Below are 22,005 nucleotides of genomic sequence, written 5' to 3' on the forward strand. Positions count from 1 at the left end.
CACTCGGCAGTATCGGCTGAGGCTAGCGCGTACCGGCACGCAACATGAGCTGTTAGGTGATCGATCGCCGACGAATGTTGCGTGTCGGACGGCAGCTACGGCAAAATCTTCCGCGCGCAGGTTCAGCGTCGGCGCGGACCTCGCTAGCCTACTGTGACGTAGATCTTGCGCACCGTCTCGATGGTCTTCCAGACGCCGGTGAAGCCCGGCTTCATCACGAAGCTGTCGCCGGCCCGGTACGTCACTGCCTCGCCGGCGTCCGGCGTGATTTCGACAACGCCGGAGAGGATGTGGCAGAACTCGAACGTCTCCCCCTTGATCGAGCGCGTCTCGCCAGGTGTCGCCTCCCAGACGCCGGTATGGACGAGGTCGTCCTTGGCGACGTCCTGCGCCCAGGTCTTGAAGGCGGGATCACCGGCAATCAGCCGCTCGGGCAGCGCCTTGGATTCGCGCGGTGAAAAGCTCGGATTGGTGTCGACGGATTTGAGCAGGGACAAAGGATGGCCTTTCGATTGGAGCTTGATTTTTGATGCATGTCGTTCTCCCAGAACTGCTGCACACTTCTGGGCGACCTGCATTAATAGCCGCGCGAGCGGTCGACGAGCCCGATGGGGTCGAGGCCGGCGCGGTGGCGTTTGATGTTGTCGATGACGGCGCGCGCGGCGGTCGCGGGCTGGGTGACGCTCGCGACATGCGGGGTCAGGATGATCTTCGGATGCGACCAGAATGGATGGCCCGCGGGCAGCGGTTCGGGATCGGTCACGTCGATCATCGCTGACGACAGATGACCGTTGTCGAGTGCGGCGACAAGTGCTTCGTGGTCGAGCTGCGGCCCGCGCCCAGTGTGGACGAGCGCCGCGCCTTCGGGCATTTTCGCGAATAGGCCGGCATTGAGAAACCCGCGCGTCTCCTCGGTCAGCGGCAGCAGGCAGACCAGTATGTCGCTGACCGCGAGCATCTCCTCAAGGCCGAGCTCGCCGTGGTGACAGATCACGCCCTCGACCCGCCGCGGCGAGCGACTCCAGCCGGAGAGCGGGAAACCGAAGGGTTTCAGCCGGTCGAGCACGGCCTGGCCGAGTTGTCCGAGACCGAGCACGCCGATCCGGCGCGAGCCGGCCTGAGGCTGCGGGATATCTCGCCATTGGCCTGCACGCTGCTGGGCGAGATAGGTCGGCAGGTAGCGGTGGAGCGCAAGCACAGCCAGCGCCACATATTCCTGCATCATCCGCACGATGCCTTGCTCGATCATGCGCACGATCTTCACCCTCGCGGGCACGGCATCGAAGCAGAACTGGTCGACCCCGGCGCCGAGGGAAAAAAGGATTTCCAGGTTCCTGTAGCGGGCGAGGTTCTCCGGAACGGTCCAGGTGATCAGATAACGCACCGCGTCGGGGTCGATCGCCGCGGCGCCCATCGCGAAGCGGACGTCCGGCAGCTCCTTGGCGAAGGCTTCGGCAAACACCGCGCCACGCCGTGCATCGGAGTTGAACAGGAAGGTCATTCCAGTTGCTCCTTCAGGCCGCGCAACGCGCGCCTAGCGCCTCGATCATCCGCTGGCAAGCAGCGAGTTCGCCGGCGAGAATATACTCGTCCGGCTTGTGGGCGCGGCCGATATCGCCGGGGCCGCAAATGATCGCATCGAGGCCGGCAGCCTGGTAAAGCCCGGCCTCCGTGCCGTAGCTGACGGCGGCGAGCGGCGCTTCGTCAGTCAGCTCGCGAAGCAACGCCGCCAGTCCCGAGTCCTGCGGCAGCGACAGCGCCGGGTAGGCGCTGATCGGCGCCCATTCGACCCGAAAGCCGTCTTCCGCAAGGGCCTCGGCCTTCGCCTTGATGGGTACGAGCAGGCCGGCCGGGTCAACGCCGGGAATGGCGCGCGCCTCCAGATCGAGCGTGCAGATGTCGGGGATGATGTTGACCGACTGTCCACCCGCGATCACACCGGCCTGCATAGAGGAGAAGGGCGGCTCGAAAGTTGTGTCAAAGGGACCGCGCGTCAGTCGTTCGGCCTCGCTGAAGACCGCGCCCAGCGCATCGGACATGGCATGGATGGCGTTGAGCCCGAGATCTGGCCGCGAGGAATGGCCGGAGCGCCCGTGGATAGTCACGCGGGCGGCCGCCTTGCCCTTGTGGCCGCGCACGGCGCGCATACCGCTCGGCTCGCCGACGATGACGCCGAGCGGCTTCGCACAAAGTTCGGGAAGCCGGGCGATCAGATGCGGCACGCCGCGGCACCCGATCTCCTCGTCATAGGAAAAGGCCAGATGGACCGGCCTGGCTAGGCGCAGGCCCGCCGACGTGGACACGGCCGCGAGCGCGGCTGCCAGGAATCCCTTCATGTCCGTCGTACCGCGTCCGTAGAGCCGTTCGCCTTCCCGACGCAGCGCGAAAGGAGACGAGCTCCATTGAGGCTCGGCGGCGGGGACGACGTCCATGTGGCCAGACAGGACATAACCTGGAACATCGGCAGGGCCGATCGTCGCGAAAAGGTTGGAGCGGTCGCCTTCCGGTCCGGGAAGCAGGGTGACCTTTGCGTCATGTTCGCCGAGATAGGTCTCGATCCAGCCGGCGATGTCAGAGTTCGGCTTGCCGGCGACCGACGGAAAGGCGACGAGACGGTCGAGGATGTCGAAGACGTCCATTCCAGCCCTCAAGGCATCTTCAGGTTGCGGGGGATCGGCGCCGCTGGCCATAACTGCGGAATTGCCGCAGAGCATGGACGCGTTCCTTCGCGATTGCGTGCCGAAAGCGGAAGTGTTTCAGTCGAATCTTGCGCTGGCGCGCGGCAATCGAGCAAATTGTATCGGCGTGGTTGTTTAGCGTGGCAGGGCTGGGGGCATTGTGCGTCACCCGTTAGGCAATCTTTCAGAGGCAGAGAATTGAAGCCGTCCGAAAGCTTGAAAATCGATGCCTTCTCGATGCGTATAGCCGACATCGAGGGCATCGAGCTCGACCGCCTGCATGCGCACTCGCTGTCCGTCGGATGGCCACACCGGGCCGAAGACTGGCAGTTCCTGCGGGAATCAGGGCACGGTTTCGTGGCGCTCGATGAGATCGGTCGCGTTCTGGGTTCCGCAATGTGGTTCGAGCATGGTCCCGATTTCGCAACCATCGGCATGGTCATCACCTCGCCCCGCCTTCAGACGCTGGGGGCGGCGCAGTGGCTGATGAAGCGGGTCTTCGACAAGGTTCCCGGGCGCGATCTGCGCCTCAACGCGACCCGAGCCGCACGACGGCTCTATCTCTCGCTCGACTTCCAGCCGGAGAAAACCGTCTACCAATGCCAGGGAATCGCCCGCGCGCCCACAACGAGGAGCATGGGGGAGGTGTCCGGCGACATCCGAACTCTGGACGCAAGCGATATTCCGGCGGCGATCGCGCTCGACGCGGCGGGCTTTGGTGTGAAGCGGCCGGCACTCATTGAAAAGCTCTTTGCGCATTCGGTCGGCTACGGGCTTTTCGACGGAAACAAGCTGACCGCTTTCGCGCTCTGCAGGCCCTTCGGACGGGGCCATGTCGTGGGGCCGGTCGTGGCCGAAAGCGATGCCGACGCCGTGGCGGTCCTCCAGCCGCACGTGGCCGACCATTCGGGGACTTTCCTTCGCGTCGACACCCACATGGATAGCGGCGAGTTCGCCGCCTTTCTCTCGCATGCCGCGATGCCGGTCTTCGATACGGTGCTGACCATGTCGTTGGGCAAACGCCTCGCCGATTTTGCCGCCCTCGGCGAGGCTAGTCCGAAGACTTATGCTCTAGCAAGCCAAACTCTCGGGTAGTTCGGTGTTGCCTGGTCTACGAAAGTGCCGGCGAGCATTCAATCTCAGCCGTTCTCCGGAAGCCTGTTCCCCGCAACCAATTTGCTCACAAATCGCTGGCCGTCCCGGTCTGACCGGGGCGGCTTTTTTAAACGTCCCGAAACTTCTGCATTCTCCGGTCCTGTAGCCACGTTGTCCGTCCCATCCCAGCCTCCATTCGCTGGCGACAAAACCGGGCAACTCGTGTGCTACCTAACCCGGACAACTCATGTGCTTACGACAGGAGCGGCGAGGGGACTTGCGTACATTGCACATGTCGTCGATATGGAGGTCATGAGTTCGCCGAAAGTCTTAAGGCGCGCTACACGGGACTTGGTTGGCGTCTTGCCGCCGTCGAGTTGGCGTTCGGTCTCGATCGCCCATCGCCGCGCGTCGTCTCGGCGCAAGAACGTCTCGCTGACGTAGCGATATTTGCGGCGAACCTGCACGCACCAAGAACTGGATGAGAGCTTCGTGTAGGTGGCCATTTTGTGTGCGCTCCGTGTGCACTGAGAGATCGAAACCTGGCGAAAAGGGTCGTATTTTGGCTTAAATTCGTGTGCACTCGGCAGGTTCCAAGAATTAATGTTAGATGAAAAATGCTGAAAAATCAGAACCATAGAGTAGCCGTAGCACCAATGATGGACTGGACGGATCGGCACTGCCGGTTCTTCCACCGCCAGTTGACCGGGCGCGCGCTGCTTTACACCGAGATGGTTGTGGCGGACGCGGTCATCCATGGCTCGCGAGAGAGACTGCTCGGTTTCGACGATGTCGAGCACCCGGTTGCATTGCAGCTTGGCGGATCGGACCCGGCAAAACTTGCCGAAGCAGCGCGGATCGGCGAGACGTTCGGTTATGACGAGATCAACCTCAATGTCGGCTGCCCCTCCGACCGGGTCCAGTCGGGGACGTTCGGCGCCTGCCTGATCAAGACGCCGGCCTTGGTCGCAGAGTGCGTCGCGGCCATGAAAGCGTCGGTGAAGATCCCGGTCACGGTCAAATGCCGCATCGGCGTCGACGATCAGGACCCGGAGCCCGCCCTCGACGCGCTCGCCGACGGCGTGCTCGCCGCTGGCGCCGACGCGCTCTGGGTACATGCCCGCAAGGCCTGGCTGGAAGGGCTGAGCCCTAAGGAGAACCGCGAGATCCCGCCGCTTGACTATGCGCGCGTCTACCGGCTGAAGGCCAGAAAACCGAACGAATTCATCGGCATCAACGGCGGCATTCAATCGCTTGCCGAAGTGTCGGCGCATCTCGGCCATGTTGACGGCGTGATGCTCGGCCGCGCCGCCTATCATACGCCGGGCATCCTCACCGGCGTCGACGCCGCATTCTACGGCGAGGCGGCTATCGCCTTCGATTATCCGGCACTGATCGACGCCATGGCCGGCTATGCCGCGCGCCATATCGAGCGGGGCGGGCGGCTCGGCCACATCACCCGCCACATGGTCGGACTGTTCCACGGCTTGCCCGGCGCGCGCCGCTTCCGGCAGATTCTTTCCACCGACGCAAACAAGCCCGGCGCCCGGCCGGAGGTGCTGAAGACTGCATTCGCAGCGATTGATTTTACGGCCGCTGAAGCCGAGGCGGCCTGATTTTCGGTCAATCTCGCAGGATCATGCGGTCGCCGCGCACGTCGAAGCCCGACAACGAGCCGATGAAGTTCATGCCAAGCAGGCTTTGTTCCAGCATACCGGGCGCGGCGACCATCACCGTCATGTCCTTGCGCACGATGCCGCCGATCGCCACCTCGTCGGTCCTGACCGTCGCGGCGCGCGCCATGCCATTGGCGGTGGAAACGTCGACGCTGTAGCTGAGCGCGGCCGGGTTGAAGCCGGCGGCCTGGGCATCTTCCGATGTCAGCACCGTGCTGGTCGCGCCGGTGTCGACGACGGCGCGCACCGGCGTGCCGTTGACCAGGATCCGGGCCTCGAAATGGCCGTTGTCGGCTTTGTCAAGCGTGACGGTCGGGCGGCCATTCTCCACGCCGAGCGCCAGCGGGCTGCCCGGCACCAGGCCGGCGGTCACGCGGCTCGCGACGTCCTGCAACTCGTAGCGATACTGGTAGCCGGCGATCAGCATGAGGATCAGTGCGGCCCAGACACCGATATTGCGTGCCATGTCGCCCAGCGGCCGGCCGGAGCGGAGCAGGCTTGCGCCGATCACCATGACCAGCACGCCGACCCAGATCAGCCGGCCGAAATCATTGTTGTTCATGCCGAAGGTGTGGCCGGCCGAATTGTTGAGCATCAAGAGCACCAGCCCGGCGCCGATCACCGCCATGACGATCCAGAACAGCCGGTTCATCGGTTTCTTCTCACAAAACGCCGCGTTCGCGCGCAATGCGGGCACGCCGGGTTTCACGGCGCGGCCAGCGCTCGACCGTTTCGAGCCGCGCCGGCAGTTCGGCCATCACCCCCCGGCGCGTTTCGGGAGTCATTGTGAGCCAGCCGGAAATCTCGTCGCGCGTGCGGCCGCAACCGAAGCAGAAGCCGGTTTTCATATCGATCGAACAGACCAGGATGCAGGGAGATTCGATGGCGGTCATACTGTTCTCTTGCGTTCATTCCACATGGTGCAACCGCTGGGGCAATGCAAGCCCTCCGCGATGCGTCGCAAGGCAACCTGTTCGCGGCATCGTCAAGCGGTTGTGCCGGCGGGAGAAGGCGGCTATGCCGCTTGCGATTTCCGCAACGAACCGCGACCGACGCAAATGCCTGCTAAGCCTTTCGACGACTTCCGAAGCCTCCTGGGGGCGTTGCCGCCTGCCGATGACGCGGCGAGTGCCCGTGTCCGCGCGCTGTTTGCCAAGGCGGACAAGCCGAACGAATCGCTCGGGCGCATCGAGGACATCGCGGCCTGGATCGCCGCCTGGAGCGGGCGGGCGCCGCCGGCGATCAATCGGCCGCTGGTGGCGATCTTCGCCGGCAATCACGGTGCCGTCAGGCATGGCATTTCGCCGCGGCGTGTGGCGGCGACCGCCAACGAGGTAGAGCTCTGCGCCGCCGGCGGGGCCGCGGTCAACCAGGTGTGCATCGCCAACGATCTCGGCCTGAAGGTCTTCGACCTGGCATTGGATATCCCCACTGGCGACATCACCGAGGAAGCCGCGATCGACGAACGCGGCTGCGCCGCGACCATGGCCTTCGGCATGGAGGCGGTCGCCGGCGGCGCCGATCTTCTGTGCCTGGGCGATCTCGGAGTCGGCAGTTCGACGATCGCCGCCGCGCTCTGCGCCGCGCTGTTCGGCGGCGAGGGGGCTGACTGGGTGGGTCCGGGCTCGGGCGCCGATGTGGCGATGATGGCGCGAAAAGCCGAGGTCGTGGACCGGGCGCTGGCATTTCACGGTTCCGGCCTCAGCGATCCGCTGGAGGCTCTGCGACGGGTCGGCGGACGGGAGTTCGCGGCGATCTGCGGCGCCATTCTCGCGGCGCGCATGGAGAAAATTCCTGTTTTGCTCGACGGATTCGTGGCGACTGCCGCGGCCGCAGTTCTGCACGCGGCCAACCGGGGCACGCTCGATCATTGCCTGCTTGCCGGCCTGTCGCCCGAGCCCGGCCACTCCAAGGCCGCCGAAAGGCTCGGACTGCGGCCTCTGTTCGATTTCGGCATCAGCCATGGCGAAGGGGTAGGGGTTGCGCTCGCTGCCGGTATCGTCAAGGCCGCTGCGCTGACCAGCTCGGGCATGGCAATGGCTGTGCGGCTTTAAAGCCGACGGGTTTGCTTTAGCGGCGCCCGCGCGTGGCAACCGTCTTGGTGGGCAGGGCCGGCAATTCCTCCATCACCCGGCTCAGCGGGAAAATGGCAATCGCCTCCGTGCCTTCACGCAACTTGGAATGAAGCTCGAACTCGCCGCCATGCATGGCGAGCAGGCCCTGCACGATCGGCAGGCCGAGCCCGGTTCCCTGTTCGGCGCTCTTGATGGCGATCGAGCCCTGGCCGAAAGCGGATAGCACCACCGGGATTTCCTCTTCCGGAATGCCCGGTCCATTGTCCTTGACCGAAATGTACTGGCCGCCGCCGGCGGTCCAGCCGACGCGCACGCGCACTTCGCCGCCGGACGGGGTGAACTTGATCGAATTGGACAGAAGGTTGAGTGTGATCTGCCGCACCGCGCGCTCGTCGGCGAAGAGACGCGGCAAGGTCTCCTCGAACTCCTGGATGATGCGAATATCCTTGTTGCGGGCCCGCAATTCCATCATGTGGCAGCAGTCCTCGACGACGGTCACCAACACGACCGGTTCCTCGTTGAGCTGGTAGCGGCCGGCCTCGATGCGCGACAGGTCGAGGATTTCGTTGATCAGGTCGAGCAGGTGCTGGCCGGACTCGTGCACGTCATGGGCATAGTCGCGATAGGTCGGATTGTTCATCGGCCCCAGCACTTCGTTGGCCATCACTTCGGAGAAGCCGAGAATGGCATTGAGTGGAGTCCTGAGCTCGTGGCTCATCGAGGCGAGAAAGCGCGATTTCGCCAGATTGGCGTCTTCGGCGCGCCGCCTTGCTTCGTCCGACATCGATTTTGCAGTCTCCACCTCGGCGATCAGCGCGTCCTTCTCCGAGCGGAAGGACAGCACCATCAACGAGGCCTGATTGAGATGTCGCGCGACATAGCCGAAGAAGGGAAGCGCGGCGATCAGCAACGCCGCCATCGTGGCTTCGATCGGCGTCCACAGGTGCACGATGGAATAGACATAGACGGCAACGGGGATGGCAAAGGTCGCCAACAGCGCGCCGCCAAGCGAGGAAGCCATCACGGCGGTCGTCGCCATCGCGATCAGCAGCACCATGGCCTTGGCCACATAGAACTGGTCGACCTGACAGGTGTCGCAGCCGATCCATGCGAACCACGCCCAGCCAAGGCCACACAGGAAATGGCTGATCAGAAAGTCGCGGCGCGTCTGCGCCGGGTCAAGTTCAGCGGCCTCGGTTCGCTCGACGCGCCGCGACATGAACGCCACGATCGTGTAGCAAAGCAGCATCGCCAGGGCCCAGATGGTGATCTGGTTGCCCAGGCCCGCCAGTCGGCCGAGAGCCGCTACCGCAAGCACCAGCAGCGGGATGGCGACCGCGCTGACCACCATGGCGCGCGCATGCAGTTTCAGCAGTTCACGGTCGAAGTCGAGGCTGCCGGCCTGCTGCGAAAGGCGGTCGCGCGTCTTGCGCACCGCGCGCGCCACATCGCTGTTGCGGTGCGGTTTACGGCGGTCCACAATGAATTTATCCGCTGTGTTCGAGCGTTGCAAAGGCATACAGACTTCAATTTCTGCGCGCAGCGACTGTCAGTTCGTTAAGCTACGTTCGAATGATTAAGAGACTGTTTGCCATATGAGCCGTTTCGGGCCGCGAGGACCGCGCCGGCGCTATGCGGCAATCCCGCCGGGCAGCCTCTGGCGCAGGCTGCTGGACTATGGGCTGGCCTTCCTCTTGCTCGGGTTGCTGATCCTGGTGGCGGCGCGGCTCGATCGCTTCGAGACCCGCCAGGAGCAAGGCACGGCGATCGTGAATGACGGCGATTCGATCACGCTCGGTACCGAGCGCATCCGCATGCGCGGCATCGACGCTCCCGAGTACCTGCAGACCTGCCAGAAGGCCGATGCCGACTATCCCTGCGGCAAGCTGGCGCGGCAATCGCTGGTGCGGCTGATCGCCGGCAGGCCCGTTTCCTGCAGCGGCTGGCAGCGCGACCGTTACGGCCGGCTGCTCGGCGACTGCAGGGCAGGCGACACCGACCTGAACCAGGCCCAGGTGCAGGCTGGATGGGCGGTTGCCTTCGGCGACTTCGAAACCGATGAAGCGATGGCGAGAGCGGCCAAGGTCGGCATCTGGGCAGGCACTTTCAAAGAGCCACAGGACTGGCGCCAGAGCCATCACGATGCGCCGGTCGAGCGAAGGCACGGCACGCTGGCCTCGTTCGGCGACGTGTTGCGCGAGTTCTTTCGCTTCTGGTGATGGGCGGACCCGAGCCCTATGATCCGGTGGAGAAGCTGGAGGATGATATGAAGCTGTTCGATGGTGGCCGGGCGCCCAATCCCCGGCGCGTGCGTGTCTTCCTTGCCGAGAAAGGGCTGACGGTGCCGCTGGTGCCCGTAGACATGGGCGCGCTGGAGCATCGCGGCGAAGAGGTGGCACAGCGCAATCCACTGCGGCGCCTGCCGGTGCTCGAGCTCGACGGCGGCACCGTCATTACCGAATCGATCGCTATCTGCCGCTATTTCGAGGAGTTGCACCCCGAGCCGCCACTGTTCGGCACGGGCGCGCTCGGCAAGGCAAAAGTCGAGATGTGGCAAAGGCGCCTTGAACTGAACCTCATGGCCAGTGTCGCGGCCGCGTTCCGGCACATCCATCCGGCGATGAAGGAGTGGGAAGTGCCGCAGATCCCGCAATGGGGCGAGGCCAACAAGCCGAAGGCGATCGAGTTCCTGCGCCTCTTCGACAAGGAACTGGCGGAGCGGGAGTTCGCCGCCGGCGATGCCTATTCGGTCGCCGACATCACCGGAATGATCGCCATCGATTTCATGAAGCCGGCCCGCATCAAGGTGCCGGAGGAATGCACGAACGTCCTGCGCTGGTACGCGGCGCTGACAAGCCGGCCGAGCGCGACGGCCTGAGCGACGAAAATTGGATAGTCCGTCCGACATGAGCCAAGCATTGGAGCGTCTCACCGCGAGGGTGCGGGCCTGCCGCATCTGCGTCGACCAGCCGCTTGGCCGACCCTTGCCGCACGAGCCTCGCCCGGTACTGAGGCCGTCCGGCAGTGCCCGCATCCTGCTCGCCAGCCAGGCGCCGGGCACCAAGGTTCATATCTCAGGCATGCCCTTCACAGATGCTTCCGGGGATCGTCTCAGAAGCTGGCTCGGCGTCAGCAGCGAAGAGTTCTACGACACTGAAAAATTCGCCATCGTGCCGATGGGGTTCTGCTTTCCCGGACAGGATGCAAAGGGCGGCGACCTGCCGCCGCGCCGCGAATGCGCGCCGGCTTGGCGACAGGACCTGATGGCGTTGATGCCTCGGATCGACCTGGTGCTGACCATCGGCGGTTATGCGCAGGCTTGGCATATGGGCACGATGCGACTGCCCTCGCTGACCGAGACGGTCAGGGACTGGCGCGCCATATGGGATGGGCCGTCCATGCCAAAAGTGCTGCCGCTGCCGCATCCATCCTGGCGGAACACCGGCTGGTTGAAGAAGAATCCCTGGTTTGAAATGGATTTGCTGCCCTTTCTGAGGTCGGAAATCCGCTATCGCATGGGTTAGGCATTCCGCAAGATATCACTCGCATTTGCCGCCTTTGGCAGAATTTCTTTCTTGTGAAAGGCTCCGATAAAAGGGATTATAGCTAAACTATTCCCCTGGAGCCTCCCTATGGATCGTCTCGACAGAAAAATTCTCCGCCTCCTGCAGGAGGACGCCACGCTTGCGGTGGCCGATGTTGCCAAGAAAGTCGGCCTGTCGACCACGCCGTGCTGGCGACGTATCCAGAAGCTCGAGGAAGAGGGCGTCATCAAGCGGCGCGTCGCCATTCTCGACCATGAGAAGGTGAATGTGCGTGTCACCGTCTTCGTGTCGATCCGCACCAATTCGCACAGCCATGAATGGCTGCGGCGGTTCTCTGAGGTGATCCAGGAATTCCCGGAAGTGGTCGAGTTCTACCGCATGAGCGGCGACGTCGATTACCTGTTGCGCGTGGTGGTTCCGGACATCGCAGCCTACGACGCCTTTTACAAGCGCCTGATTGCCAAGATCGAGATCCGCGACGTGTCCTCGTCCTTCGCCATGGAGCAGATCAAGTACACGACCGAAATCCCGCTCGATTACATGGTGCTGGACAAGGAGTCGGGCGCGAACGCGGCGTGAGACGCTCGGGGCGCTGCCCGCCGACTGCAACTGCGTGGAGCGGCGAGCTTAGTTCTTCTTCTTGTTGAGGAAATTCCACGGTGAGTTGACCGGCAGGGCGACCGTGTCCGGTACGCTGTCGACTCGCGCCACCTCGGCTTTGCGCACCGTGTAGCCGGACTGGACGATCGAGACGCCGTCGAGGATGAAGAGCTGGCTCTTTTCCATGCCAGGCTGCAGAACGCCGGTGACGGCGACCGGCTCGTAGGCCTCTTTCATTTTGTAGGGACGCGCTGGCGTCACCAGCACGATCTGGTTGGGCGGCGGCGTCGGCATGTGGCTGCAGGCGCCCGTCCATGGCACCAGCAGGAACTGGTAGACGAGGTCGCCGTCGCGATCGACCGGCAACGCATAGCCGGCTAATTGTATGGTCTTGTCCTGCAGATTGAGCGACAAGGTCTCGCCGTGGTCGGGCAGTCTTGAGGCGATCATCGGCAGGTTCGCTTCCCCGGCGACAGCCTGCGTCGCCGGGCGCAAATCCTTCCAGAAGATATGCGCGATATCAGCTGCCGCATCCGCTCCCGAGGCTGCAAATAGCAGCACGGCTGTCATCGCTGCGCATGATTTGAGACGCTTGCTCATCGCTGCCTTATTTTCAATTGCTGCCATTCCTGGTCAGGGTCGGGTTTTTGCGGCTGCGAGCCTTGCGAGCTGTTTGGCATCCGTCAGTTCCTTCGCCGCGTCCTTGCCGATCCAGCGCGCCGTCTTATCCGACGATGCCGCCAGTTTTTGCGCCAGCGCAAGCGCAGGCGCATGCAAGCTCATCGAGCGTTTGCCGATCTGCCGCAGCGCCCAATTCACCGCCTTGCGGACGAAATTGCGCGGATCGTGGGCATGCTCCTCGATCAGCGGCAGATAGGCAAGGAAGGTCGCGTCCGGCTCTTTCTTCAGATGCACCGCGCTCCAGGCCAGCATGGCAAAGGCGGCGCGGCGGACGAATTCGCGTTCGTCCTGGGCGAATTCGTCGATCAGGTCGCGCCAGAATGGCGTTTCGGCAAACAGGTCGGCAACGGTGTCGACGATCTCCCAGCTATCGAAATCCGCGGCCCAGCGCCGGCATTGATCGATGTCGACCTTTCTCGGCTCCCCGGTGAAGGCCGCCATCAGCCGCGCCTCCCGGATGCCGCTGTCCCACAACAGAAGCGATCGATCGTGGTTCTTCTTCAACTTGCGCGCCAGCGGTCGCAAGTCGGAATTGCCGATTCCAAGCGCGCTCGTGGTGTTGATGCCGAAGCGCGCCATGCCTGCCAGGTTCGCCGGCGTGCCGACCGAGCGCAGGTGGGCCACGATGTCATCGGCGCTCCAGCTCGGATCGGGCTGCGTCATGTCGCCTATTTTTCCAGGCGCGCCAGCAGCGAGGACGTATCCCAACGCTTGCCGCCCATGTCCTGCACATCCTTGTAGAATTGGTCGATAAGCGCCGTCACTGGCAGCTTTGCGCCGTTGCGGTTGGCCTCCGCCAAGCAGATGCCGAGATCCTTGCGCATCCAGTCGACGGCGAAGCCGAAATCATATTTGCCGGCATTCATCGTCTTGTGGCGGTTTTCCATCTGCCAGGAGCCGGCGGCGCCTTTCGAGATCACCTCGACCACCTTTTCGATGTCGAGGCCAGCCTTCTTGCCGAAATGGATGCCTTCGGCCAGGCCCTGGACGAGGCCCGCTATGCAGATCTGGTTGATCATTTTCGTCAGCTGGCCGGCGCCGGCCGAACCCATCAGTCCGACCATGCGGGCGTAGGCGTCGATGACGCGCCTCGCCTTGTCGAAGGCGGCCTGCTCGCCCCCGACCATCACGGTCAAGATGCCGTTCTCGGCGCCGGCCTGGCCGCCGGATACGGGCGCGTCGAGGAAGGAGAAGCCTGCTTTGCGCGCGGCTTCGTCCAGCTCGCGCGCGACCTCGGCCGAGGCAGTGGTGTTGTCGATGAAGATGGAGCCCTTCTTCATCGCCGCGAAGGCGCCGTTCGCGCCGATGGTGACCGAGCGCAGATCGTCATCATTGCCGACGCAGGAGAAGACGAAGTCCTTGCCTTCGGTCGCTTCGGCCGGCGTCAGCGCCAGTTTGCCGCCATGCTGGGCCACCCACTGCTCGGCCTTTGCCTTGGTGCGGTTGTAAACGGTGACGTCGTGGCCGCCCTTGTTCTTGAGGTGCCCGGCCATGGGATAGCCCATGACGCCAAGACCGAGAAATGCAACCGATGCCATGCGCCTACCTTCCAACAAAACACAGTTTCCAGTGGCCGAAGGTCTAGGCCATGCGAAAAATTCGTCAAGGCACGCAGCGCCGCTTCGACTGGTGCAGGCCCGAACGGTTTGATCTAGCGATGCAGGTGGACGGTGATGCGGCGCTCGATCCACTCGACCCCGTGGCGCAAGATCTCGACCATCACCAGATAGACGATCGCCACCCAGATATAGGCCTGGATGTCGAAGGACTTTGCGTAGGCGAGCTTGGCGTTGCCCATCAGGTCGTAGACCGTGATGATGGCGACGATCGCGGAAGCCTTGATCATCAGTATGAGCTCGTTGCCGTAGGGCCTGAGGGCAACGATGATCGCCTGCGGCAGGATGACTTTGCGCAGCGTCTGTAATTTGTGCAGGCCGAGCGAGGCAGCTCCCTCCCACTGGCCGCGCGGCACGCTTTCGATGGCACCGCGCAGGATTTCGGCCTGGTAGGCGGCGGTGTTGAGCGAGAAGGCAAAGACACCGCAATAGAAGGCTTCGCGGAAGAACCACCATAGCCCGGCCGCTTCAAGCTCCGGCCGGAACGAGCCGACGCCGTAATAGACGAGATAGGTCTGCACGAGCAGCGGCGTGCCACGGAAGAAATAGACGTAGCAGTAGGCAAGCCCCGACAGGATCCAGTTCTTCGACATGCGGCCATAGGCGACAGGCAGCGAGAAGATCGCTCCCAGCACCATCGAAATGGACACCAGCGAGAGGGTCGTTCCCAGGCCCTGCAGATAGGCCGGCGCGTAACGGGCGAAGAACTCTGGATTCCAGGCGTAGACGAGGTAGGCGACGATGCCGAGACCGAAGAGGATCCATATGCCGACCAGTGCGTAGCCGACAATGCGGGCGCGCTGCCAGCCGCGGGCCAGAGGGGGCGGCTTGTCGACGACGATGGCCTGGCTGACGCTCATCGCACTGCCCTCCGCCCGAGATGACGCAGAATGTGGCCGGTGGCGATCGACGACAGGATGGCGAGCGCCAGGAAGATCAGCGCCGCCACGCTGTAGAACAGGAAGGCATGCTTGGTGACCCGCGCTGCGACGCCGGACTGGCGCAAGGTCTCGGCGAGATTGACCACCGAGACCAGCGAGGTGTCCTTCAGCAGGCTCAGCCAGCAATTCTCGAGGCCGGGAAAGGCAATGCGTATGAGCTGTGGCAGGATGATCAGCCGCATCGTCTGCCATTTCGCCAGGCCGATGGCGTAGCCGCCCTCGTACTGGCCTTTCGGAATGGCCCGAAACGCAGAAAGGAAGACTTCGCTGGCATAGGACGAGAAGATCAGCGACAGCACGATCATGCCGGCGATGAAGCTGTTGACGTCGATCGTGGCATTCGGATTGAACAGCCGCACTACGTATTGCAGCAGAAGCGGCATGCCGAAGAAGAACAGGAAGAGCGTGACCAGTTCCGGCAGGCCACGGAAAACCGTGGTGTAGATGTTGGCGGCGAGCCGCAGCGACGGCTCTTCATGCTGCTTGGCGAAGGCGACGAAAAATCCGATCGTCAGGCCGATCGGCAGTGTGGCGAGCGCCAGCACGATGGTAACCAGAACGCCAGACGCAATGTCGTCACTCCAGCCATCAGGTCCCCAGCTGAGAAGTGTCCAAATGCTTTGGGCCGGCATTGACGGGTCGTGTCTCCGTGGCGATCCCGGGAGAAGATAAGGGCGGTGAGGGGTGCCTCACCGCCCTTGGCGCAACGATCAGGATTCGGCGCCGTAGACGTCGAATTTGAAGTACTTGTCGTTGATTTCCTTGTACTTTCCGTTCTTGCGAATGGTGTCGATCGCTTCGTTCAGCTTGTTGACCAGATCGGTCTCGCCCTTGCGCACGGCAATGCCGGCGCCCGGCCCGAAGATCTCGACCGGCTGCGGCGAGGGCTGGCCGAGGATCTTGCAGCAGGCGCCGTCCGGCGTATCCAGCCACTGCTGCAACACGACGATGTCGTCCTCGATCGCGTCGAGGCGGCCATTGGCGAGGTCCGCCTGTTCCTCGGGGCTGCTCGGATAGCCCTTGATGGTGCTGTCCGTGTAGGTCTTGGAGGCATAATTGTAGTGCGTGGTCGTGGTGGCGACGCCGATATTCTTGCCGGCGAGGTCTTCCTTGGTCACGCCCTTGAGCGGCGAGTCCTTCGGCACGGCGATGGCCGACGGGGTGTTGTAGTATTTGTGGGTGAAGTCGACCTTTTGTTGGCGCTCTGGCGTGATCGACATCGACGCGACGATGGCGTCGAACTTGCCGGCCTGCAGTGCCGGGATGATGCCGTCCCAATCCTGCGCGACGAAGGTGCACTTCACCTTCATTTCATCGCAAAGCGCCTTGGCGATATCGATGTCGAAGCCGACAAGCTGGCCGTCCGAGGTCAGGTTGTTGAAGGGCGGGTACGCGCCTTCTGTGCCGATCCTCAGGGTCTTTTCCTGAGCCTGGGCGACGCCAAGTGTCAGCAGCGCGGCCGAAGCGGCAAGCGCGATACGCAGTGCAATACGCATGATAATCCTCTCATATTGTCATGGCCGCTGTCCCGGTGCGGCTCTTGTGGGCGGAGCTTCTTTACCGCCCGCTGAGGCGGATACTCCCACTCTTTCCAAGAAAAAAGCAACTGCAAATCAACGGCAAACGACAATCGGGACGTGCCGCTGCGTTACTTGGTTTGAGCCACGAGACCTGTGCTGCGCTCGACGAAGTCGGCAATAGATTTCGTGTCGTTGAGGTCGAAAACCGGCAGGTCTTCGTTTGCGACTGTAAAGTCGGCGGCGACCGCGACAATGTTGGGATCGTTGGCTGAAAGCGGCGTCCGGTCCTTGGCCTCGAGCCGCCTTGCCTCGATCTTCTTGTGGGCTTCGCGCTTGTAGCCTTCGACCAGTACGATGTCCGAGGGCGACAGCCGCGCCAGGATGTCGTCCAGCGTGGGTTCGTCCTCGCCCCGCAATTCGTGCATCAGCGCCCAGCGTCGGCCGGAAACGATCGCGACCTCGGTTGCGCCTGCCTGCCGATGGCGGAAGCTGTCGGCGCCCGGCTTGTCGATGTCGAAGTCATGGTGGGCGTGCTTCACCGTCGAAACCGTCCAGCCACGCGCCACCAGCTCTGTGACCAGCTTTTCCGTCAGGGTCGTCTTGCCGGAGTTCTTCCAGCCGGTGATGCCGAATACGCGTCTCATGGCCTAAGGCTTTGCAACATGCGCTCCGCCGCGGCAAGGTCATCCGGCGTGTTGACGTTGAAGAACGGATCGATCTTCTGGTTGCCGGCCCCAATCATCGGGAATTCGACCTCGACATAGCCCTGGCGCTTCGTAAAGGCGGAAACCCGTCGGTTATCCGGCTCGACCAGGAAATGACGCAACGCGTCGCGCAGGCCGAGCGGCCAAAGCGCAAAGGTTGGGTGCCCTCTGCCGTCGGAACTGGCGACGGCGATCGCGCCTGGCCGCTCGCGGGTTGCGGCTGCCAGGCGCTCGACGAGATCGGCGGGGAAGAATGGTGTATCACCGGCGGCGCTCGCCAGCCACCCGCAGCCTGTCTGCCCGGCCGCCCATTCGAGGCCGGCGAGGATGCCCGCCAGCGGTCCAGCATGGCCCGGCAACGTGTCTTCGATCACCGGCAGACCCATGCCGGCGAATCGCGCCGGATCGCCGTTCGCGTTGAGCCCCAGGATCGCGACCTGTGGTTTCAATCGCGCGGCAACATGGTCGATCAGCCTGGCTTTGCCCAATGAAAGCAGCGGCTTGTCGCTGCCGCCCATCCGGCGCGACTGGCCCCCGGCTAGAATGATCCCCGCAATATTTCTGTCCATCGGCCTATATGCCGTCCGGCGCCATGTCGGGTCCAGCGCTTTCAGCGGCAGGTTGCTGCCTGCCGACGACGCGCTCGCGGTAGAGCGCATAGAGACCCGAGCCGATGATGATGGCCGCGCCGACGATCATGGGCAGGTCGGGCACGTCGCCGAAAATGACGAGGCCGAGCAGGATCGACCAGAGCAGGGCGGTGTAGCGGAACGGTGCGATGAAGGAGATGTCGCCTGAGCGCATCGCCATGATGATGAACTGATAGCCGATGAGCACCAGCACCGCCGCGAGCGCTAAGAGTGCGGTCGCCTTGCCGCTCATCGGCGTCCAACCGCCCATCGGCGACAAAAGCAGCGCGCCCAGCACCGTCATGGCGAGCGCTGTCGCCGTCGACACCAGCATGGTGGGGATCGCTTGTGGGATGCGCTTGGTGGAAAGGTCGCGCACCGCGCAGCAGGCGACGCTGGCCAAGGCCACCAGCGAATAGACGCTGAACCCTTCGAAACCCGGCCGCACGATGATGAGCACGCCGACGAAGCCGGCGGCAATGGCGGTCCAGCGTCGCCAGCCGACGCTTTCGCCGAACACCAGGGCCGCGCCCATGGTGACCGCCAGCGGCAGCGCCTGCATGACGGCGGAGACATTGCCGATCGGCAGATGTGCAAGCGCGATCAGGAACGATACCGTAGCGCCGGCCTCGCCTGCCACGCGCATGGCCACCATCGGCTGCAGCATGGTGGCCGGATTGACGAGCGCGCCGCGCCGCCAGGCAAGCAGGCAGACGAAGAAGGATGCGAAGGCGCCGCGCACCAGCATGACCTGCGCCATATTCATCGATTCGGAAGAATATTTGGTGATGGCATCGTTCAAGGTGAAGCCGACCATGGCGACGATCATGAACAGCGCGCCACGCAGATTTGGCGAGAGGGGCAAAGGCGTTTCCGGATTCTATTTTGAATCGAACCTGTAGCAGGTCACCACAAACGGCAACGCCAAAAGAAATGGGCCACGAATTTCCGCGCGGGCCCATGAGACCGATTTGCCGAGGCTCCGAAGACTTACTTCGGCGTCAGCACTTCGGTGCCGTTGCCGTTCTGCCCGGCGATCGTCCACAGCCCGTGCAGGGAACCGTCCTTCTCGATCTTGTAGACGACGAGACCGACTTCCTTGCCCATCGCATAGCCGGCGGAAAACGCATCGTCGTTACGCATGCAGATACCGTCCGAGGTCGAGCCGCCGGTCTCCCAGTGGATCGTGCAGGTGGTGTCGCTGGTCAGCGTGATGGTTGCCTCGCCGCCATATTTCGAACCATCGAAATTGGTGCCGGCAACGGTGTAGGTGCCGCCGATCGACTGAGCCGCAGCCGGCATGGAAGCAATCCCGAGCATTGCAAGTGAAAGCATGATTGTGCGCATGTGCACTCCCCCTAGAGCGAAAATCGCGCCGGAAGGCTAGGCTGGAAAAGGCCGGCGGTAAATCGGGCGGAGGGTGGCGTGGACGGTTTATTTCGAGTGGGGGCCGGACGCCTCGTGCAGGCTAGCAGCAATGGCGCCGATCAGCGGGTCGTATTTCGCCTTGAGCGTGGCGGGATATTCGATCCAGACGGTGCGGATGACATCGTCCTTCCCGAACAGGCGCCGTTCGTAGAAGATCTTGCCGTCCCTGGTTCCGGAGATCACCGCCCAGTTCTTGTCGGTCTTGCTGTAGGTGACCTTGGAGCCTGGCTCGGTGCTGGCTTGGGCAACGAAACCCTTCGGGGTGTCGTTATCGACATTGTAGATGCCGGAGCAGGTCAGGCTCGCACCATCGGCGCTAAGCCATTGCTGCCCATCGCCATTTTCGGGTTCAGGCATCGCGTTGTCGAAGATATCGTCAGGAAATGTGCATGACTGGCCGAACCGCGCGTTCACGTAGGTGAACGGCTTCGCGGTTGCCGTTGTCGCGATGATTGCCGACAGGAAAAGAACAGTCGCCCGTGACGAGCAGCCGATGCGCCGAAGATTATGCATGTCCCCCCCTTTGGCCAACAACCAAAGGCGATCATGCATCAAGCCGCGAAAAAAATCAGCCGCCGGTGACGCTCATGTGTCGCGAGACCGAAGGACGGCTGGTGCGGCGGTCGATGATGAAATCATGGCCCTTGGGCTTGCGGCCGATGGCCTCGTCGATCGCCGCGTCGAGCAGCTCGTTGCCCTCGGAGGCGCGCAACGGCGCCCTGAGGTCGGCGGCGTCCTCCTGGCCGAGGCACATATAGAGCGTGCCGGTGCAGGTCAGGCGCACGCGATTGCAGCTCTCGCAGAAATTATGCGTCATCGGCGTGATGAAGCCGAGCCGGCCGCCGGTCTCCGGGACATGGACATAGCGGGCAGGGCCGCCGGTCTTGTAGGGGATATCACTCAGCGTGAACTGGCGCTCCAGCGAGGCGCGCAGCAGCGACAACGGCAGATACTGGTGGGTGCGGTCGGCCTCGATCTCGCCCATCGGCATGGTCTCGATGAGGGTCAGGTCCATGCCGCGGCCATGCGCCCAGCGCATCAGCTCGGGGATCTCGGCGTCATTGAAGTCGCGCAGCGCAACCGCATTGAGCTTGATCTTCAAGCCAGCCTTCTGCGCGGCGTCGATGCCTTCCATCACCTTGCCGAGATTGCCCCAGCGCGTGATCTGGTGGAATTTCTCGGCATCAAGCGTATCGAGCGAGACATTGATGCGCTTGACGCCGCAATCGGCGAGCTCGGCGGCGAAGCGCGACAGCTGCGAGCCGTTGGTGGTCAGCGTCAGCTCTTCCAGGGCGCCGCTGTCCAGATGACGCGACAGCTGGCGTACCAGATGCATGATGTTCTTGCGCACCAGCGGCTCGCCGCCGGTCAGCCTGAGCTTCTTCACGCCCTTTTCGATGAAGACGGTGCAGAGCCGGTCGAGTTCCTCGAGCGACAGCAGATCCTTCTTCGGCAGGAAGGTCATGTCCTCGGCCATGCAATAGGTGCAGCGAAAATCGCAGCGGTCGGTGACCGACACGCGCAGGTAGCTGATCGTGCGACCGAAGGGGTCGATCATGTCCATTGCAAGCGTTTCCCGTGGCCTGATCGGCGTCGTTATATACGGCTATGTGATACGATCCAATGCCGCATTCAAGATAGAAGGTCTCGATCTTTGGTAACATTCCCCGACCGACATTGCGTGTCGGCTGGCCTCGAGTGGCTTTCTGCATTGCTCGAAGCGGCGTAGGGAAGGGCGCAACCCAGACAGGACCAATCATGACCGCGCCGAAGGAACTTAGGGTCTCGAAAGACCGCAAGCTGCTTACCGTGACCTTTCCCGGCCATCAGCCGTTCGAATTGCCGGCGGAGTTGCTGCGCGTTGCTTCGCCGTCGGCGGAAGTGCAGGGCCATTCGCCAGAGCAGCGTGTGACCGTCCCCGGCAAGCGCAATGTCGCGATCCTCAAGATTGAGCCGGTCGGGAACTACGCGGTGCGCATCACCTTCGACGATTTCCACGACACCGGCATCTTCACCTGGAATTATCTGCATACGCTCGGCCATGAAAAGGACGAGCGCTGGAACGCCTATCTTGCCGAACTGGCCGAAAAGGGCCTGAGCCGGGACCGTTAGCCCGGCGCCTGGAAATCCGAGACCGGCAGCCGGCTGTCGTCAAGGCGTCATGGATGTGGAGTAGCGCCGGCAAAAGGTCAGGAGGCGAAGAAGATGTCGCGCATCTCATCCGTCGAACAGCTTGAGGCGCTCTATGGGCTGCCGGGCGAGGCCTCGGTCGTCAAGGAACTCGACCATGTGATTCCCGAATATGCCGCCTTCAGGCCTCGCCCTTCGTGGTGCTGGCGACCAGCGGGCCGGAAGGGCTCGACTGCTCGCCGCGCGGCGATCTCGCCGGCTTCGTGCGTCTCGTCGATGACAGGACGCTGATGATGCCTGACAGGCGCGGCAATAACCGCGCCGATTCGTTGAAGAACATCATTCGCGATCCGCGCGTCGGGCTGCTGTTTCTTGTTCCGGGCTCGGGCACCACGCTGCGGGTCAACGGCCGCGCTCATATCACAACCGATGCGGAGCTTTGCGCGTCCTTCATGGTCGACGGCAAGCCGGCCCGCTCGGTCGCCGTCATCGCTGTCGACACGGTCTATTTCCAATGCGCCCGAGCCATCGTGCGCTCGGAGCTGTGGAATCCGGCCAAGCATGTCGACCCGAAGTCGCTGCCGACGCCCGGCCAGATTCTCGAGGTCACCAGCCGCAAGAACATCGACGGCGCCACTTACGACAAGGAGTGGCCGGAAAGAGCAAAGAAAACCATGTGGTGATTGG

The 22,005-nt window shown here is 63.2% G+C and carries 27 protein-coding genes and 1 pseudogene; 9 read left to right on the forward strand and 19 right to left on the reverse strand.

All coding sequences use genetic code 11. The features are described from left to right. Positions 1-143: 143 nt before the first annotated feature. From P9272_RS25365 to argE, 3 genes are all read right to left on the reverse strand, one after another. Positions 144-497, reverse strand: a complete 354-nt coding sequence (locus P9272_RS25365; RefSeq protein WP_278162667.1) for a cupin domain-containing protein — start codon at positions 495-497, stop codon at positions 144-146. An 80-nt stretch (positions 498-577) separates the two neighbouring features. Continuing rightward, on the reverse strand, positions 578-1,501 hold the full coding sequence (locus P9272_RS25370) for a glyoxylate/hydroxypyruvate reductase A (RefSeq protein WP_128259059.1): 924 nt from the start codon (positions 1,499-1,501) through the stop codon (positions 578-580). Between the two features lie 13 nt (positions 1,502-1,514). After that, positions 1,515-2,639, reverse strand: coding sequence for an acetylornithine deacetylase (gene argE, locus P9272_RS25375; RefSeq protein WP_278162669.1), 1,125 nt, complete (start codon positions 2,637-2,639; stop codon positions 1,515-1,517). A 276-nt stretch (positions 2,640-2,915) separates the two neighbouring features. Here argE and P9272_RS25380 point away from each other — a divergent pair, with 276 nt between their 5' ends. Then, positions 2,916-3,773, forward strand: a complete 858-nt coding sequence (locus P9272_RS25380; protein WP_128259196.1) for a GNAT family N-acetyltransferase — start codon at positions 2,916-2,918, stop codon at positions 3,771-3,773. 245 nt (positions 3,774-4,018) lie between these two features. On the opposite strand, the gene P9272_RS25385 is transcribed toward P9272_RS25380, so the two are convergent. Beyond that, positions 4,019-4,279, reverse strand: coding sequence for a hypothetical protein (locus tag P9272_RS25385; RefSeq protein ID WP_278162670.1), 261 nt, complete (start codon positions 4,277-4,279; stop codon positions 4,019-4,021). A 111-nt stretch (positions 4,280-4,390) separates the two neighbouring features. On the opposite strand from P9272_RS25385, the gene dusA reads away from it, so the two are divergent. Further along, positions 4,391-5,389: a tRNA dihydrouridine(20/20a) synthase DusA gene (gene dusA / locus P9272_RS25390; protein WP_278162671.1), complete on the forward strand. Its 999-nt coding sequence runs from the start codon at positions 4,391-4,393 to the stop codon at positions 5,387-5,389. A gap of 7 nt (positions 5,390-5,396) precedes the next feature. Here the strand turns inward: dusA and P9272_RS25395 are convergent, their stop codons facing one another. Next, a complete protein-coding gene (locus tag P9272_RS25395) occupies positions 5,397-6,101 on the reverse strand; it encodes a TIGR02281 family clan AA aspartic protease (RefSeq protein WP_128259056.1) in 705 nt (234 codons plus the stop codon). A 10-nt stretch (positions 6,102-6,111) separates the two neighbouring features. Further along, entirely contained in the window at positions 6,112-6,342 is a 231-nt protein-coding gene (locus P9272_RS25400) for a DUF1289 domain-containing protein (protein ID WP_278162672.1), read from the reverse strand. Between the two features lie 165 nt (positions 6,343-6,507). On the opposite strand from P9272_RS25400, the gene P9272_RS25405 reads away from it, so the two are divergent. Beyond that, positions 6,508-7,503, forward strand: a complete 996-nt coding sequence (locus tag P9272_RS25405; protein ID WP_278162673.1) for a nicotinate-nucleotide--dimethylbenzimidazole phosphoribosyltransferase — start codon at positions 6,508-6,510, stop codon at positions 7,501-7,503. Positions 7,504-7,519: 16 nt separating this feature from the next. On the opposite strand, the gene P9272_RS25410 is transcribed toward P9272_RS25405, so the two are convergent. Then, positions 7,520-9,043, reverse strand: coding sequence for a HAMP domain-containing sensor histidine kinase (locus P9272_RS25410; RefSeq protein WP_128260177.1), 1,524 nt, complete (start codon positions 9,041-9,043; stop codon positions 7,520-7,522). Between the two features lie 76 nt (positions 9,044-9,119). On the opposite strand from P9272_RS25410, the gene P9272_RS25415 reads away from it, so the two are divergent. The 4 genes from P9272_RS25415 (at position 9,120) to P9272_RS25430 (ending at position 11,648) form a co-directional block, all read left to right on the forward strand. Further along, on the forward strand, positions 9,120-9,743 hold the full coding sequence (locus tag P9272_RS25415; protein ID WP_278162674.1) for a thermonuclease family protein: 624 nt from the start codon (positions 9,120-9,122) through the stop codon (positions 9,741-9,743). 47 nt (positions 9,744-9,790) lie between these two features. Beyond that, positions 9,791-10,402 (forward strand): glutathione S-transferase, encoded by a 612-nt coding sequence (locus P9272_RS25420; RefSeq protein WP_278162675.1) that lies wholly within the window; start codon positions 9,791-9,793, stop codon positions 10,400-10,402. A gap of 28 nt (positions 10,403-10,430) precedes the next feature. Next, positions 10,431-11,048 carry a uracil-DNA glycosylase family protein gene (locus tag P9272_RS25425; RefSeq protein ID WP_278162676.1) on the forward strand — a complete coding sequence of 206 codons (618 nt, stop codon included), beginning with the start codon at positions 10,431-10,433 and terminating at the stop codon, positions 11,046-11,048. A 108-nt stretch (positions 11,049-11,156) separates the two neighbouring features. Further along, complete coding sequence (locus tag P9272_RS25430; RefSeq protein WP_006205209.1) at positions 11,157-11,648, forward strand: Lrp/AsnC family transcriptional regulator; 492 nt, start codon at positions 11,157-11,159, stop codon at positions 11,646-11,648. A 48-nt stretch (positions 11,649-11,696) separates the two neighbouring features. Here the strand turns inward: P9272_RS25430 and P9272_RS25435 are convergent, their stop codons facing one another. The 12 genes from P9272_RS25435 to moaA form a co-directional block, all read right to left on the reverse strand. Beyond that, positions 11,697-12,269 (reverse strand): DUF3299 domain-containing protein, encoded by a 573-nt coding sequence (locus P9272_RS25435; RefSeq protein WP_278162677.1) that lies wholly within the window; start codon positions 12,267-12,269, stop codon positions 11,697-11,699. Positions 12,270-12,302: 33 nt separating this feature from the next. Continuing rightward, a complete protein-coding gene (locus P9272_RS25440; RefSeq protein ID WP_278162678.1) occupies positions 12,303-13,013 on the reverse strand; it encodes a DNA alkylation repair protein in 711 nt (236 codons plus the stop codon). Positions 13,014-13,018: 5 nt separating this feature from the next. Next, entirely contained in the window at positions 13,019-13,888 is an 870-nt protein-coding gene (locus tag P9272_RS25445) for an NAD(P)-dependent oxidoreductase (protein WP_278162679.1), read from the reverse strand. 113 nt (positions 13,889-14,001) lie between these two features. Beyond that, positions 14,002-14,826, reverse strand: coding sequence for an ABC transporter permease (locus tag P9272_RS25450; protein ID WP_128260170.1), 825 nt, complete (start codon positions 14,824-14,826; stop codon positions 14,002-14,004). After that, on the reverse strand, positions 14,823-15,539 hold the full coding sequence (locus P9272_RS25455) for an ABC transporter permease (protein WP_278162680.1): 717 nt from the start codon (positions 15,537-15,539) through the stop codon (positions 14,823-14,825). Before P9272_RS25455 ends, P9272_RS25450 begins: the two co-directional genes overlap by 4 nt. A gap of 78 nt (positions 15,540-15,617) precedes the next feature. After that, positions 15,618-16,403 carry an ABC transporter substrate-binding protein gene (locus tag P9272_RS25460; RefSeq protein ID WP_128260168.1) on the reverse strand — a complete coding sequence of 262 codons (786 nt, stop codon included), beginning with the start codon at positions 16,401-16,403 and terminating at the stop codon, positions 15,618-15,620. A gap of 152 nt (positions 16,404-16,555) precedes the next feature. Then, positions 16,556-17,071: a molybdopterin-guanine dinucleotide biosynthesis protein B gene (gene mobB / locus P9272_RS25465; RefSeq protein ID WP_128260167.1), complete on the reverse strand. Its 516-nt coding sequence runs from the start codon at positions 17,069-17,071 to the stop codon at positions 16,556-16,558. Further along, the gene (gene mobA / locus P9272_RS25470; RefSeq protein WP_278162681.1) at positions 17,068-17,700 is read right to left on the reverse strand and encodes a molybdenum cofactor guanylyltransferase MobA; all 633 of its coding nucleotides are present in this window, start codon (positions 17,698-17,700) and stop codon (positions 17,068-17,070) included. The genes mobB and mobA overlap by 4 nt, the downstream gene beginning before the upstream one ends. 4 nt (positions 17,701-17,704) lie before the next feature. Next, positions 17,705-18,625: a DMT family transporter gene (locus P9272_RS25475; RefSeq protein WP_278162682.1), complete on the reverse strand. Its 921-nt coding sequence runs from the start codon at positions 18,623-18,625 to the stop codon at positions 17,705-17,707. Positions 18,626-18,750: 125 nt separating this feature from the next. After that, the gene (locus P9272_RS25480) at positions 18,751-19,107 is read right to left on the reverse strand and encodes a hypothetical protein (RefSeq protein WP_278162683.1); all 357 of its coding nucleotides are present in this window, start codon (positions 19,105-19,107) and stop codon (positions 18,751-18,753) included. An 87-nt stretch (positions 19,108-19,194) separates the two neighbouring features. Further along, positions 19,195-19,701: a hypothetical protein gene (locus P9272_RS25485; protein ID WP_278162684.1), complete on the reverse strand. Its 507-nt coding sequence runs from the start codon at positions 19,699-19,701 to the stop codon at positions 19,195-19,197. 55 nt (positions 19,702-19,756) lie between these two features. After that, the gene (moaA, locus tag P9272_RS25490; protein WP_278162686.1) at positions 19,757-20,752 is read right to left on the reverse strand and encodes a GTP 3',8-cyclase MoaA; all 996 of its coding nucleotides are present in this window, start codon (positions 20,750-20,752) and stop codon (positions 19,757-19,759) included. Positions 20,753-20,946: 194 nt separating this feature from the next. Here moaA and P9272_RS25495 point away from each other — a divergent pair, with 194 nt between their 5' ends. Continuing rightward, positions 20,947-21,300, forward strand: a complete 354-nt coding sequence (locus tag P9272_RS25495; RefSeq protein ID WP_041006636.1) for a DUF971 domain-containing protein — start codon at positions 20,947-20,949, stop codon at positions 21,298-21,300. 93 nt (positions 21,301-21,393) lie between these two features. Then, positions 21,394-22,001 (forward strand): annotated as a pseudogene (locus tag P9272_RS25500) (pyridoxamine 5'-phosphate oxidase family protein). Positions 22,002-22,005 lie beyond the last annotated feature (4 nt).

The organism is Mesorhizobium sp. WSM4976, assembly GCF_029625685.1.
GTDB lineage: Bacteria > Pseudomonadota > Alphaproteobacteria > Rhizobiales > Rhizobiaceae > Mesorhizobium.

What these genes read in the sequence shown, in the direction of transcription:
- P9272_RS25435 (WP_278162677.1), bottom strand. Translation starts at nt 12,269, where the DNA reads ATGAGCAAGCGTCTCAAATCATGCGCAGCGATGACAGCCGTGCTGCTA.
- mobA (WP_278162681.1), bottom strand. Translation starts at nt 17,700, where the DNA reads ATGGACAGAAATATTGCGGGGATCATTCTAGCCGGGGGCCAGTCGCGC.
- P9272_RS25385 (WP_278162670.1), bottom strand. Translation starts at nt 4,279, where the DNA reads ATGGCCACCTACACGAAGCTCTCATCCAGTTCTTGGTGCGTGCAGGTT.
- moaA (WP_278162686.1), bottom strand. Translation starts at nt 20,752, where the DNA reads ATGGACATGATCGACCCCTTCGGTCGCACGATCAGCTACCTGCGCGTG.
- P9272_RS25420 (WP_278162675.1), top strand. Translation starts at nt 9,791, where the DNA reads ATGAAGCTGTTCGATGGTGGCCGGGCGCCCAATCCCCGGCGCGTGCGT.
- P9272_RS25430 (WP_006205209.1), top strand. Translation starts at nt 11,157, where the DNA reads ATGGATCGTCTCGACAGAAAAATTCTCCGCCTCCTGCAGGAGGACGCC.
- P9272_RS25425 (WP_278162676.1), top strand. Translation starts at nt 10,431, where the DNA reads ATGAGCCAAGCATTGGAGCGTCTCACCGCGAGGGTGCGGGCCTGCCGC.
- P9272_RS25445 (WP_278162679.1), bottom strand. Translation starts at nt 13,888, where the DNA reads ATGGCATCGGTTGCATTTCTCGGTCTTGGCGTCATGGGCTATCCCATG.
- P9272_RS25380 (WP_128259196.1), top strand. Translation starts at nt 2,916, where the DNA reads ATGCGTATAGCCGACATCGAGGGCATCGAGCTCGACCGCCTGCATGCG.
- P9272_RS25370 (WP_128259059.1), bottom strand. Translation starts at nt 1,501, where the DNA reads ATGACCTTCCTGTTCAACTCCGATGCACGGCGTGGCGCGGTGTTTGCC.
- P9272_RS25460 (WP_128260168.1), bottom strand. Translation starts at nt 16,403, where the DNA reads ATGCGTATTGCACTGCGTATCGCGCTTGCCGCTTCGGCCGCGCTGCTG.
- P9272_RS25395 (WP_128259056.1), bottom strand. Translation starts at nt 6,101, where the DNA reads ATGAACCGGCTGTTCTGGATCGTCATGGCGGTGATCGGCGCCGGGCTG.
- P9272_RS25410 (WP_128260177.1), bottom strand. Translation starts at nt 9,043, where the DNA reads ATGCCTTTGCAACGCTCGAACACAGCGGATAAATTCATTGTGGACCGC.
- mobB (WP_128260167.1), bottom strand. Translation starts at nt 17,071, where the DNA reads ATGAGACGCGTATTCGGCATCACCGGCTGGAAGAACTCCGGCAAGACG.
- P9272_RS25440 (WP_278162678.1), bottom strand. Translation starts at nt 13,013, where the DNA reads ATGACGCAGCCCGATCCGAGCTGGAGCGCCGATGACATCGTGGCCCAC.
- P9272_RS25485 (WP_278162684.1), bottom strand. Translation starts at nt 19,701, where the DNA reads ATGCATAATCTTCGGCGCATCGGCTGCTCGTCACGGGCGACTGTTCTT.
- P9272_RS25480 (WP_278162683.1), bottom strand. Translation starts at nt 19,107, where the DNA reads ATGCGCACAATCATGCTTTCACTTGCAATGCTCGGGATTGCTTCCATG.
- P9272_RS25450 (WP_128260170.1), bottom strand. Translation starts at nt 14,826, where the DNA reads ATGAGCGTCAGCCAGGCCATCGTCGTCGACAAGCCGCCCCCTCTGGCC.
- P9272_RS25415 (WP_278162674.1), top strand. Translation starts at nt 9,120, where the DNA reads ATGAGCCGTTTCGGGCCGCGAGGACCGCGCCGGCGCTATGCGGCAATC.
- dusA (WP_278162671.1), top strand. Translation starts at nt 4,391, where the DNA reads ATGCTGAAAAATCAGAACCATAGAGTAGCCGTAGCACCAATGATGGAC.
- P9272_RS25405 (WP_278162673.1), top strand. Translation starts at nt 6,508, where the DNA reads ATGCCTGCTAAGCCTTTCGACGACTTCCGAAGCCTCCTGGGGGCGTTG.
- P9272_RS25455 (WP_278162680.1), bottom strand. Translation starts at nt 15,539, where the DNA reads ATGCCGGCCCAAAGCATTTGGACACTTCTCAGCTGGGGACCTGATGGC.
- P9272_RS25495 (WP_041006636.1), top strand. Translation starts at nt 20,947, where the DNA reads ATGACCGCGCCGAAGGAACTTAGGGTCTCGAAAGACCGCAAGCTGCTT.
- P9272_RS25400 (WP_278162672.1), bottom strand. Translation starts at nt 6,342, where the DNA reads ATGACCGCCATCGAATCTCCCTGCATCCTGGTCTGTTCGATCGATATG.
- argE (WP_278162669.1), bottom strand. Translation starts at nt 2,639, where the DNA reads ATGGACGTCTTCGACATCCTCGACCGTCTCGTCGCCTTTCCGTCGGTC.